Annotated in this window: 11 protein-coding genes; 5 read left to right on the forward strand and 6 right to left on the reverse strand. The window is 57.9% G+C overall.

Translation table 11 applies throughout. The annotated features are described in order from the left end of the window. Positions 1–22 precede the first annotated feature (22 nt). The 5 genes from QFX16_RS16785 (at position 23) to QFX16_RS16805 (ending at position 4,463) form a co-directional block, all read left to right on the forward strand. The gene (locus tag QFX16_RS16785) at positions 23–439 is read left to right on the forward strand and encodes a RidA family protein (protein ID WP_008027166.1); all 417 of its coding nucleotides are present in this window, start codon (positions 23–25) and stop codon (positions 437–439) included. 165 nt (positions 440–604) lie between these two features. Next, entirely contained in the window at positions 605–1,282 is a 678-nt protein-coding gene (locus tag QFX16_RS16790) for a DUF1028 domain-containing protein (RefSeq protein ID WP_283180572.1), read from the forward strand. Then, a complete protein-coding gene (gene argE, locus QFX16_RS16795; protein WP_283180573.1) occupies positions 1,279–2,427 on the forward strand; it encodes an acetylornithine deacetylase in 1,149 nt (382 codons plus the stop codon). The genes QFX16_RS16790 and argE overlap by 4 nt, the downstream gene beginning before the upstream one ends. Positions 2,428–2,635: 208 nt before the next feature. After that, the gene (locus tag QFX16_RS16800; RefSeq protein ID WP_283180574.1) at positions 2,636–4,051 is read left to right on the forward strand and encodes a purine-cytosine permease family protein; all 1,416 of its coding nucleotides are present in this window, start codon (positions 2,636–2,638) and stop codon (positions 4,049–4,051) included. A gap of 193 nt (positions 4,052–4,244) precedes the next feature. Continuing rightward, entirely contained in the window at positions 4,245–4,463 is a 219-nt protein-coding gene (locus tag QFX16_RS16805; RefSeq protein ID WP_283180575.1) for a PLD nuclease N-terminal domain-containing protein, read from the forward strand. A gap of 157 nt (positions 4,464–4,620) precedes the next feature. Here the strand turns inward: QFX16_RS16805 and QFX16_RS16810 are convergent. The 6 genes from QFX16_RS16810 to QFX16_RS16835 all read right to left on the reverse strand — a co-directional run bounded on the left by QFX16_RS16810 (position 4,621) and on the right by QFX16_RS16835 (position 11,685). After that, a protein-coding gene (locus QFX16_RS16810; RefSeq protein ID WP_283184552.1) for an IS3 family transposase occupies positions 4,621–6,176 on the reverse strand; the annotation gives its coding sequence in 2 pieces (ribosomal slippage) (positions 4,621–5,714 and positions 5,714–6,176; 1,557 coding nt in all). Beyond that, positions 6,157–6,864, reverse strand: coding sequence for a hypothetical protein (locus tag QFX16_RS16815; RefSeq protein ID WP_283180576.1), 708 nt, complete (start codon positions 6,862–6,864; stop codon positions 6,157–6,159). The genes QFX16_RS16810 and QFX16_RS16815 overlap by 20 nt, the downstream gene beginning before the upstream one ends. Before the next feature lie 126 nt (positions 6,865–6,990). Then, on the reverse strand, positions 6,991–7,716 hold the full coding sequence (locus QFX16_RS16820) for a DUF2971 domain-containing protein (RefSeq protein ID WP_283180577.1): 726 nt from the start codon (positions 7,714–7,716) through the stop codon (positions 6,991–6,993). A 163-nt stretch (positions 7,717–7,879) separates the two neighbouring features. Beyond that, a complete protein-coding gene (locus QFX16_RS16825) occupies positions 7,880–8,428 on the reverse strand; it encodes a cupin domain-containing protein (RefSeq protein ID WP_007895886.1) in 549 nt (182 codons plus the stop codon). Between the two features lie 427 nt (positions 8,429–8,855). Beyond that, positions 8,856–10,142, reverse strand: coding sequence for an NAD(P)/FAD-dependent oxidoreductase (locus tag QFX16_RS16830; RefSeq protein ID WP_283180578.1), 1,287 nt, complete (start codon positions 10,140–10,142; stop codon positions 8,856–8,858). A 52-nt stretch (positions 10,143–10,194) separates the two neighbouring features. Next, positions 10,195–11,685 (reverse strand): aldehyde dehydrogenase, encoded by a 1,491-nt coding sequence (locus QFX16_RS16835; protein ID WP_283180579.1) that lies wholly within the window; start codon positions 11,683–11,685, stop codon positions 10,195–10,197. Positions 11,686–11,846: the final 161 nt, after the last annotated feature.

Consider the following 11,846-nt stretch of genomic DNA (forward strand, 5'->3'; position numbering starts at 1 on the left):
CATTTTTCTTTAGGAGCTTCAAATGTCCACGCCAACCCATACCCGCATTCGCATGTTCAACACCAAGGAAACCTACCCGAACCAGAGTCTGGACAACGACCTGTGCCAGGCCGTCCGAGCCGGCAACACCGTTTACGTTCGCGGCCAGGTCGGCACCGATTTCGAAGGCAACCTGGTAGGCCTCGGTGACCCACGAGCGCAAACCGAGCAAGCCATGCGCAACGTCAAACAGCTGCTGGAAGAAGCCGGCAGCGACCTGAGCCATATCGTAAAAACCACCACTTACCTGATCGATCCGCGTTACCGCGAGCCGGTGTATCAGGAAGTGGGCAAGTGGCTTAAAGGGGTGTTTCCGATTTCGACCGGGTTGGTGGTTTCAGCGCTGGGGCAGCCGCAGTGGTTGATGGAAATTGATGTGATTGCGGTGATTCCTGAGTAAGCAGGTACACCGCGTCGCGGCCATCGCGAGCAGGCTCGCTCCCACAGTGGATCTTCAGCGAACACAAAATTTGTGAGCGACTTCGATCAAATGTGGGAGCGAGCCTGCTCGCGATAGGGCCAGCACAGACACCACCTCAGCCAAGGCAAACCAAGGAGCAAAACCATGACCTTCTCCATCGCAGCACGTTGCCCCGAAACCGGTCAGTTCGGCATTGCGATCAGTTCCTCGAGCATCGCCGTCGGCGCCCGCTGTCCCTGGCTGCTGCCGGGTGTCGGCGCCGTCTCCACACAAAACATCACCCTGCCCTCCCTAGGCCCCGAAGCCCTTGCCCTCATGGAGCAAGGCCTTACACCGGCCGAGGCGTTGGACAAAGTCCTGACCCGCAACGGCTACAGCCAATATCGCCAGATCACGGCGATTGACCACCTGGGCCAAACCGCGCACTTCAGCGGCGCGCAAACCCTGGGCAACCACAATGCCGTGTCCGGCGATCAATGCGTCGCTGCCGGCAACATGCTCGCAGGCCGCTCAGTGATCGAAGCCATGGTCGAGGCCTTCGAACATGGCGAAGGTCAATTGGCCGACCGCTTGCTCGCCGCCATGAAAGCCGCCATCGCGGCCGGCGGTGAAGCCGGGCCGGTACATTCAGCAGCGATGGTGGTGGTCGGCGAGCTGACCTGGCCAATCATCAATCTGCGAGTCGATTGGGCCGATGAAAATCCAATCGGTCAATTGGAGAAACTCTGGGACGCCTATCGCCCACAGGTTCAGGACTACATCGACCGCGCCCTGGCCCCTGACAAATCCCCTGGCTACGGTGTCGCCGGAGACGACCGATGAGCAACAGCCTCGATTTGCTGAAAACGTTGGTGGCGTTCGACACCACGAGCCGCGAATCAAACCTGCACCTCATCGAGTTCGTCCGCGACTACCTCGAACGCTTCGACGTGCCTTGCGAGCTGGTCTACAACGAGCAACGCAGCAAGGCCAATCTGTTCGCAACCATTGGCCCGGCGGATCGGCCGGGCATCGTCCTGTCGGGGCACACCGACGTGGTGCCCGTCGACGGCCAGCCGTGGACCGTTGCGCCGTTCGAACTCACCGAGCGCGACGGCAAACTGTACGGTCGCGGCACGGCGGACATGAAAGGCTACATCGCTTGCGTACTCGCGCTGGTCCCGTCACTGGTAAAGGCCACGCTGCGACTGCCGGTGCATATCGCGCTCTCCTACGATGAGGAAGTCGGCTGCCTCGGTGTGCGTTCGTTGCTGTCGGAACTGGAAAAGCGCCCGGTCAAACCGATGCTCTGCATCATTGGTGAGCCGACCGAGCTCAAACCGGTGCTTGGCCACAAGGGCAAACTGGCGATGCGTTGCGATATTCACGGTGAAGCGTGCCATTCGGCGTACGCGCCTCTCGGGGTTAACGCCATTGAATACGCCGCTGAACTGATCGGTGAACTAGGGCGGATTGGCAACCGACTCAAAGCGCCCGAGCATCACGATGCGCGTTTCGATCCGCCGTTCAGCACGGTGCAAACCGGCGTGATTTCCGGTGGTAAGGCCTTGAACATCGTCCCCGCCGATTGCCGCTTCGACTTCGAAATCCGCGCCCTGCCCTCGCATGATCCGAGTGAGGTTGCGCAGAAACTGAAGGCCTACGCCGAGCAACAAGTTTTGCCGCGCATGCGGGCGGTGAGTGCACAGAGCGAGATTCGCTTTAGCGAGTTGTCGGCGTATCCCGGGTTGGCGACCGATGCGCACAGCGAAGCCGCTGAGTTGATTGCTGCTTTCTGCGGCTCCCGAGAATTCGGAACGGTAGCGTTCGGCACCGAAGGTGGTCTGTTCGACGCAGCAGGCATTCCCACCGTCGTCTGCGGCCCCGGCAGCATGGATCAAGGCCACAAACCGGACGAGTTTGTCAGCCTCCAACAACTCACCGCCTGCGACGCCATGCTGCAACGGATGCTGCTATCGATCAGCTGAATCACAATTTCATTAACACCACAAAGCCCGCTCCCACAGGTTTTTCACCGTCCCCACTGGCATACATTTTTTAACGTCTATACCCACAAACTTACTAATTTATCTCTCACTCCCCACCGCACATCATCAACTCCAACAAGAAAAGCGTCGCCCCCGTGCGGCGCTCACCGAAGTACGTCCACGTACTCAAATTGCCTTGGAGTCCGTCATGGTTACCGCAGCAACAACCTCCGCCCCGCTCATCGAAAAACACACCATCGGCTACGTGCCCCCCGAAGATCGCCACGGAAAAACCAGAGACCTGTTCACCCTCTGGTTCGGCGGCAACATCGCGCCGTTGCCCATCGTCACCGGCGCCCTCGGCGTGCAAATGTTCCACCTGAACCTGGTGTGGGGCATCGTCGCCATACTCGTTGGCCATCTGGTCGGCGGCGTGCTGATGGCGCTGCACTCCGCGCAAGGCCCGCAGATGGGCATTCCGCAAATGATCCAGAGCCGCGCCCAGTTCGGCTCCCTCGGTGCGCTGCTGGTGGTGCTGATCGCCGGCATCATGTACATCGGCTTCTTCGCCTCCAACATCGTCCTCGCCGGCAAGTCGCTGCATGGCGTGGTCGACAGCGTCCCGGTGCCCGTGGGCATCGTCATCGGCGCCCTCGGCTCGGGCATCATCGGCATCATCGGCTACCGCTTCATCCACGTGCTCAACCGCATCGGCACCTGGGTGCTCGGCGCCGGCATCGTGCTGGGCTTCGGCTACATTTTCACCCACGTGCAGACCGCCGACTTCCTCACCCGCGGCAGCTTCAATATCTCCGGCTGGCTCGCCACCGTCTCGCTGGCCGCGCTCTGGCAAATCGCCTTCGCGCCCTACGTCTCCGACTACTCGCGCTACCTGCCCGCCAACGTGCCCGTGGCCGCAACCTTCTGGACCACGTATCTGGGCACCGTACTCGGCTCCAGCCTCTCGTTCATCTTCGGCGCCGTCGCCGTCCTCGCCACACCCGTCGGCATGGACACCATGGACGCCGTCAAACTCGCCACCGGCTCCATCGGCCCGTTGATGCTCGTGCTGTTCCTGCTCAGCGTCATCAGCCACAACGCCCTCAACTTGTACGGCGCCGTACTGTCGCTGATCACTCTGGTCCAAACCTTCGCCTACCGCTGGATCCCGACCGCCAAAAGCCGCGCCGTCCTCTCGATCATCGTCCTCGCCGCCTGCTGCTTCGCCGCCGTCGGCGCCTCCGCCAACTTCATCGGCCACTTCGTCGACATGGTCCTGGTGCTGCTCGTGGTGCTGGTGCCGTGGACCGCGATCAACCTGATCGACTTCTACGCCATTCACAAAGGTCAGTACGACATCAACTCGATCTTCAAGGTCGATGGCGGGATCTATGGGCGGTACAACCCGCAGGCGTTGTTGGCGTATGTGATTGGGATTGTGGTGCAGATCCCCTTCATGAACACGCCCCTCTACGTCGGCCCCATCTCCGAACACATCAACGGCGCGGACCTGTCCTGGCTGGTCGGCCTGCTAATCACCTCCCCGCTCTACTACTGGCTAGCCAACCGCGACACCGCCTACAAACGCCGCCTCTCAACCGGAAAACTCGCCAACAGCCTCTAAGGTAAAACCCAATCCCCTGTGGGAGCGAGCTTGCTCGCGAAGAGGCCCTGACAGTCAACATCCATGTCGACTGTCACCCCTTTCGCGAGCAAACCCGTTTTCGCTTTGCCCGCCATCCCCACAAAACTCCGAAATTTAATGAACCCCGCCCACACCCAATCACCTAACTGAATGACTATCAGGAGGGTGACCAATGCAAACCGAAACCATCTGGATCCTACTCGCCGCAATACTTGTGCTGGTCGAGTTATGGGCAATCAACAAAGTGCGCAAAGCCGAAGGCAAATCCAGCAACAAACTCGTATGGATGGTGGTAATCGTGTTTGTGCCACTGTTCGGACTGATAGCGTGGGCACTGGCGGGACCGAAACACACCGACCACAACCCGCATTCACCGCAGGCCAGACAATGACGTTGGATACTGTGCGGTAAGAATTTTGGAACTGCACAATCTCAAACTACAAAGCCCCGAAGATTCGGGGCTTTGTTCTTTTCTGACCACCCGATTTCATAAACCTGACGTCCGAAAATCGGCGTTTTTCAAGGTAGTTGTCGCGTCAACCGTCTAACTATGCCGCTCTTTTCTCGACCTGCTGCTCTCGATCCGGGTTCAACAGCACGGTGCCGATCGGTTCCCAGTTACGTGTTCGACCCGACCACCGTTCCGGCTTTTGCTCCTTGGCTTGTTCGTACAGCTCATGTCGCCGGGCCAAGACCTGATGGTCCAGTCCTCGATGCCGCTCAGCCGGCGTGACGAACCGGATACGGCTATGCCGGTGCTCGTTGTTGTACCAGCGCATGAAATCCCTCACCCACGCTCGTGCAGCGTCCAAACTGGCAAAGCCATCTTGCGGCCATTGCGGGCAGTATTTCAGTGTTCTAAACAGCGACTCCGAGTAGGGATTGTCGTTGCTGACCCGCGGTCGGCCCCGCGAGGGCGTGATGCCCAGTTCGTACATCTTGCTCAACAGCGTCACCGATTTCATCGGCGCTCCGTTGTCCGAGTGCAGCACCAGCGGTTCATGTAAACACTGCTCGCCGATCACGCTGCGTTGCAGCAGCGCGGCGGCTTTCTCGCCGCTTTCCGCGTCGTAGACCTCCCAGCCCACGGCCTTGCGGCTGTAAATATCCTCGATCAGATAGAGGTAGTAATACTTGCCGCGTATCGGCGACGGCAGGTACGTGATGTCCCAGGACCACACCTGATTGGGCGCTTTGGCCGCATGCGTTGTCGGTGCTGCGTACCGCTTGGGGCGCTGACTACGGCCTCGATGTTGCTGTTGACCCGTTGCTCGCAAGACGCGATAAAGCGTCGCCTCCGACGCCAGATAGCGCCCTTGATCGGCCAGGCGCGGCACGATCTGGCTCGGCGGCAGGTGGGCATACGCAGGGCTGTTGCACAGCGCCACGATCGTTTGTCGCTCAGCCTCGGTCAGCGCATTGCGCGGCGTTGGCCGTGTGACAGTCGTTCGGGCATCGGCCTGGATAACGTCTGTTTCAGTCCATCGCTGCAAAGTCCGCAGCGATAGACCGATTTCCCGGCAGGCTCTGATTTTTCTGGCGCCTGCCGCGACCGCGCTACCTAGCCAGGCAACGAGCAACTGGCGCTCTGGCAAAGACGTTAGTTGTCCTCGTTGTCGTTCGTCCCCCAGTAGTCGTTGAGCTTTTTTCGCAGCACCAACAACGCGGCTGTTTCAGCGAGCGCCTTGTCTTTGCGACGCAGTTCGCGCTCAAGTTCCTGGATGCGTTTCTTATCTTTGCGAGACTGCTCCCGATCGTCTTTTTGCTGGGCCTTTTCCGATTTCTGGCCGGTGATGAAGGCTTGTCGCCAGGCCGTGATTTGCTCGGGGTAAAGGCCTTTGCGGCGGCAATACTCGCCCAGGTCGATCTCGGACAAACCGGCGGCTTCAAGGACGACAGCAAACTTGGTTTCGGCTGACCAGTTCTGAGTCGATTGCTTGTTTTCGGACACTGCACTTCCTTCAGAACTGAGCTGCTTGCGCCAGTTGGACAAAGACATTTCGCTGACCCCTTCGCGCCGGGAAACCTCGGCCATCGACAGGTTCAGCGGGGGAAGCAGCATCTTGAGTAATGCGGCTCTGCGTTCAGATGAATAATACGGCACGACCAGTCTCTTTCCGCCCCCGATGTGCTTTTTTAGGAAAATTCGGAGAGGCGACAACTATCCTGACACCGGGGGCTACCTTGGCCAACGATTTATCTACCTTTTCGATTTTAGGGTTTTCAAGAAGATCTTCCAAAGCTAACAAAGACAAAGAATACGGATCGGGTTCTATCCTTCGCATTTTTTCTTTTTCTGGATTTACCTTGGATAAATAGTAAAGAAGAAAATTCAGCCAAATAGCCATATCATCAGCGTTGACAGCCGCGGCTGGAGACGCCACCCCATCCATCGCTGAATTCTGTATTTCTCCAACGATACGGTTTCTTATGAAGCTCGACTCTTTTTCATTAAAAATATTTCCAGCTCTTTTCGCCATTCGAGAAAATAAATTGCAACTCTCGCCCTCAATGATAGCAAAAGCTGAAAGTTCAGCTCCTCTCAACCCCCATTGAAAATCACTATTTTTTATATTCTGAACAAGTCTCTCTGCGCCCCCTTGGCGGGCAATTTTTCCATAATACTGCCATAACATTATCGTATGGTTTGGAGAGATAAACCTCCTGTTATCAACAGGTCCTTTATCCGTCACATAAAAAACACTGAAGGCAATATCATGAAATTTATCCGCCTCGCGTCCAAAAGCAGTGATGAGACGTTCAATTTCAAGCCTTTTCTTTCTAATAGACATTAGACATCCTTTACGTAATCACTCCCTAACTTAGACCTAACCGAAGCTGCTCGACTCTATCGCATAGGGTCCGATGACCAGGGATGATTGAGATAATGATCCATATTAGTTTCCACCGAACGATTTTTATGTGTACCGAGGCGTACCAAGAAGACTTGAAATACGAATACGCTCACTCAACCCGAGTTTTGTTGCTGCGGTGCGAACCGTTTCAAAATCGGATTCAGGGAGCGAGGGTCCCAAGTAGATCTTATCTACTAAGATATCTAAGTCGAACTCTACGAATACCCCGTATTCGGGGACAGCAACGCCATTCTCTTCGGCCATTCTCATAGATATAGCTAACCGAAATTCGCGTTCCCAAGAGAACGCCATATGCTTATACCAGAAGCGATCCATCATACTGACTTTGAGCCGCGCCTGAAGAAGATCTACATAGGTAACACTTCCAGCCCAAAGATCCTCGTGTCCGTATTCTGGCTTTAGGCGAAAGGGCTTTGCAGCTGCCTTTAGTCGCTCGGGAGTAGTTCTTATTGCTACCCCCTTCCATTGCCCTGCGTAGAGCTGCCACATCGCGTCACTCTCGTATGCTGCGCGATGCCAGCAACTAATCTTTGTTAGTCGACGGAGTTGCTCAAAGGCCCTTTCTTGGTGCTCAGGTTCAGAATATCGTGAATCAACAGTGAACCTTGGTGGAAGAATTGCTACTGCCCCTTCGAATGGATCTTGGAATTGTCGAGCGGAAGAAAAGTACAGATTGCCTGTTCGCAAAAAATCGACAAAACGTTCGGTCTTGAAGTACCTCCATAGTGGCTCAGCCATGTCGATGGATTGTTCAGAGATTAGGCGCAAGGTATCTCCAGAGGCAATGCGACGTAGAATAAGGACGACGCTGAACGTAAGGTTTCGAGCCCTTCGTGTCTAGAGGCGTGGCGCGCTTGGTCTTTATTAGGATCGAAATTGACTTTGCGAATAATAGTTTGGGTCAAAAAACAGACACCAAACTCCCTCCACCTCAAAAATTCGCCGGCGTATTCGCACTAATAATCTCCGCCTCATCCGCCCCAATATTCCGAAACCGATGCGGTAGCGTCGTCGGAAAGTAATACCCATCCCCAGCATTCAGCACACTAATCTGCCCATCAACCGTCAACTCAACCGTCCCCCGCGTAACCAGCCCACACTCCTCCCCTTCCGAATGCACAATCGGCTCTTCCCCCGAGCTCGCCCCAGGCGCGTACTGCTCGCGCAAAAGCCGCATCTGCCGACTCGGCACCGAAGCGCCAATCAACAGCAACCGCAAGCCATGACGCCCAAGATCCGGCTGCTCATTGGCGCGGAACACGTATTGATGCTCACGCGGCGGCTGATCAAAGGTAAAGAAGTCCGCCAAAGACATAGGAATGCCTTCGAGCAGTTTTTTGAGGGAGCTGACGGAGGGACTGACGCGATTTTGTTCGATCAGGGAGATGGTGGCATTGGTGACGCCGCTACGCCGGGCCAGCTCGCGCTGGGAGAGTTTGTAGCTTTCGCGTACTAATTTGAGTCGTGAGCCCGTGTCCATGACAGCCTTATGCGAGGAATACTTAAGGGTTATGGGGGTGGATGGCGGGCGACTTTTGGCCGCGAAAACACCGCTTCCCTGTCCCGGAAATTTGAAAGGCGGGTATTAAATCACGTTTGGTGGTGTTGCTCAGCAGGTTCGATAAGTGGTTGGGTAAAAAGGTTGTTTCGGCCTGAAGTTGGGTTGTTTGGCTGTGTGAACTGTGGATGCGGTTACTGGGTGTCAGGTGGGATTGTTAGTGACTGGTATGGCCTCATCGCGAGCAGGCTCGCTCCCACAGTTTGGTTCTGGTCGTATACAAATTTTGTGTATGCCATAGATCTCTTGTGGGAGCGGGCTTGCTCGCGAAGGCGATGTGTCAGCTACATCATTGTTGGATGTTAAGCCGCCTTCGCGAGCAAGCCCGCTCCCCCAGGGATTGTGTCGCTTAGATGCCGAAACGGTCACGCAGTGCGTAGTACGCGGCGCCCATGGCGGTGAGTGGGGCCTGGAAGGTGCGGCCGCCGATCATGGGCATGTGCGGGAGCGAAGCGAAGGCGTCGAAGCGTTCGGCGTCGCCGCGGATCATTTCCGAGATCAGTTTGCCGGCCAGGTGCGAGCAGGTGACGCCGTGGCCGCTGTAGCCTTGCATGTAGTAGGCGTTTTTCTCGATGCGGCCGAATTGCGGCATGCGCGACATGGTCAGCAGGAAGTTGCCGGTCCAGCGGTAGTCGATTTTTACGTCCTTCAGTTGCGGGAAGGTCTTGAGGATTTTCGGCTTGATCAGCTGTTCGATGTCGTCCGGTTCGCGGGCGCCGTAGACCACGCCGCCGCCGTACAGCAAGCGGTTGTCGGCGGTGAGGCGGTAGTAGTCGAGCAGGTAGTTGCAGTCTTCGACGCAGTAGTTGTTTTTGATCAGGCTGCGCGCAACCTTTTCGGACAACGGTTCGGTGACGACGATTTGCGAACCGCACGGCATGCTTTTGCGCGTGACGCGGTTGTCGAGGTCTTGCGGCAGGTAGGCGTTGCCGGCAATCAGCAGGTATTTGGCGCGGACTACGCCTTTGGCGGTGCGTACGGTGATCGGTTCGCCGTAAGTGATTTCCACCGCCGCCGATTGTTCGTAGATTTTGCCGCCCAGGCCGATGATGGCCGAGGCTTCCCCGAGGGCCAGGTTCAGGGGGTGGATGTGGCCGCCCTGCATGTCGAGCAGGCCGCCGACGTAGTTGTCGCAACCGACTTCGCGCTTGATTTCCGCCGCGTCGAGCATTTTCAGGTTCTTGTTGCCGTAGCGCTCCCAGTTGCTTTTCTGCTCGGCCAGGCCTTTGAGTTGCTTTTTGTTCAGCGCGGCGAAGATGCCGCCCGGCTTGTAGTCGCACTGGATGTCGTAGTGCTGTATGCGCTGACGGATGATGTCGGCGCCTTCGAAAATCATGCTGCCAAGGACTTCGGCGGTTTTGTCGCCGTAGCGTTCTTCGATGACATCGACGTCGCGGCTGTAGGAGTTGACCAGTTGGCCGCCGTTGCGACCGCTGGCGCCGAAACCGACTTTGGCGGCTTCGAGCACGGTCACGCTGTAGCCGGCTTCGGCGAGGAACAGGGCCGAGGACAAACCGGTGTAGCCGGCGCCGATCACGCAGACGTCGCAGTCCACCGCTTGTTCCAGGACAGGGAAGTCGCCGGTGAAGTTGCGGGTGGCGGCGTAGTAGCTGTTTACATGTGTTGTTGTTTTCATACGTTTCTCCGATGGCCGCTGGCACGTGCCGGCGACCGCCGTTGTAGAGGTGTTAGAGCTTGATCCAGGTCGCTTTGAGTTCGGTGTATTTGTCGAACGCATGCAGCGATTTGTCCCGACCGTTACCCGACTGCTTGTACCCGCCGAACGGCGCGGTCATGTCGCCGCCGTCGTACTGGTTGACCCAGACGCTGCCGGCGCGCAAGCCGCGCGCGAAGGTGTGGGCCTTGCTCAGGTTGCTGGTCCACACGCCAGCGGCCAGGCCAAAGATGCTGTCGTTGGCAATCGCCAGCGCTTCTTCTTCGGTGTCGAAGGTGATCAGCGACAGCACCGGGCCGAAGATTTCTTCGCGGGCGATGGTCATGGCGTTGGTCACGCCGTCGAAAATCGCCGGTTCCACGTACAGGCCACCGGTGTCTTCGAGGGTGCGGCTGCCGCCGGCAATCAGTTGCGCGCCCTGGTCTTTGCCGACCTGGATGTAGCGCAGCACGTTGTCCAGTTGACGCTGATCGACGACCGCGCCGACGGTGGTTTCTGCATCGAGGGCGTGACCCGGTTTCCAGGCTTGCAGTGCTTCCACCAGCAGCGGGATGAACTGCTCGCGAATCGAGCGTTCCACCAGCAAGCGCGAACCGGCGGTGCAGACTTCGCCCTGGTTGAAGGCAATCGCACCGGCCGCCGCTTGTGCTGCCGCGCGCAGATCCGGCGCGTCGGCGAACACCACGTTCGGGCTCTTGCCGCCGGCTTCGAGCCAGACGCGTTTCATGTTGCTTTGGCCGGAATAGATCAGCAGTTGCTTGGCAATCGCGGTCGAGCCGGTGAAGGCCAGCACGTCGACGTCCATGTGCAGCGCCAGCGCCTTGCCGACGGTGTGACCGTAGCCCGGCAGGACGTTGAACACGCCTTTCGGGATTCCCGCTTCCAGCGCCAGTTGGGCGATGCGGATGGCCGTGAGTGGCGACTTTTCCGAAGGCTTGAGGATGAACGAGTTGCCGGCCGCGAGGGCTGGGGCGAACTTCCAGCTGGCCATGATCAGCGGGAAGTTCCACGGCACGATGGCGGCGACCACACCGGCAGGTTCGCGGGTGATGAGGCCGAGTTGGTCGTGCGGCGTGGCGGCGACTTCGTCGTAGATCTTGTCGATGGCTTCGGCGCTCCAGCGGATCGCGTTGGCGGTCGCTGGAATGTCGATGTTCATCGAGTCGCTGATCGGCTTGCCCATGTCGAGGGTTTCGAGCAGGGCGAGTTCTTCCTGGTTGGCCAGGATGAGATCGGCGAAGCGAATCAAAATGCGTTTGCGTTCTGCGGGCGCCAACCGCGCCCAGATGCCGGATTCGAAGGTGCGGCGTGCGACGGCGACTGCCGCATTGGCGTCGGCTTCGTCGGTGCTGGCGACGTTGGCCAGGAAGCGACCGTCGACCGGGCTCATGCATTCAAAGGTGTCGCCGCTGAGTGCCGGGCAGTATTGGCCGTCGATGAATGCGCGGCCTTCGATGGTTAGGGACTGGAAGCGTTGCTCCCAGTCGCTGCGAGTGTTTGTCATGGTTGTGACTCGACGCAGAGGAATAAGTAGTGGGACTGCAATCCCCTGTGGGAGCGAGCCTGCTCGCGAAAGCGGTGCGTCAGACAACATCAATGTTGACTGTGCCGCCGCCTTCGCGAGCAGGCTCGCTCCCACAGTTGATCGGGTTTTCAGCCTGGATC

Source organism: Pseudomonas svalbardensis, assembly GCF_030053115.1.
In the GTDB taxonomy this organism is placed as follows: domain Bacteria; phylum Pseudomonadota; class Gammaproteobacteria; order Pseudomonadales; family Pseudomonadaceae; genus Aquipseudomonas; species Aquipseudomonas svalbardensis.

What these genes read in the sequence shown, in the direction of transcription:
- QFX16_RS16785 (WP_008027166.1), top strand. Translation starts at nt 23, where the DNA reads ATGTCCACGCCAACCCATACCCGCATTCGCATGTTCAACACCAAGGAA.
- QFX16_RS16790 (WP_283180572.1), top strand. Translation starts at nt 605, where the DNA reads ATGACCTTCTCCATCGCAGCACGTTGCCCCGAAACCGGTCAGTTCGGC.
- argE (WP_283180573.1), top strand. Translation starts at nt 1,279, where the DNA reads ATGAGCAACAGCCTCGATTTGCTGAAAACGTTGGTGGCGTTCGACACC.
- QFX16_RS16800 (WP_283180574.1), top strand. Translation starts at nt 2,636, where the DNA reads ATGGTTACCGCAGCAACAACCTCCGCCCCGCTCATCGAAAAACACACC.
- QFX16_RS16805 (WP_283180575.1), top strand. Translation starts at nt 4,245, where the DNA reads ATGCAAACCGAAACCATCTGGATCCTACTCGCCGCAATACTTGTGCTG.
- QFX16_RS16815 (WP_283180576.1), bottom strand. Translation starts at nt 6,864, where the DNA reads ATGTCTATTAGAAAGAAAAGGCTTGAAATTGAACGTCTCATCACTGCT.
- QFX16_RS16825 (WP_007895886.1), bottom strand. Translation starts at nt 8,428, where the DNA reads ATGGACACGGGCTCACGACTCAAATTAGTACGCGAAAGCTACAAACTC.
- QFX16_RS16830 (WP_283180578.1), bottom strand. Translation starts at nt 10,142, where the DNA reads ATGAAAACAACAACACATGTAAACAGCTACTACGCCGCCACCCGCAAC.
- QFX16_RS16835 (WP_283180579.1), bottom strand. Translation starts at nt 11,685, where the DNA reads ATGACAAACACTCGCAGCGACTGGGAGCAACGCTTCCAGTCCCTAACC.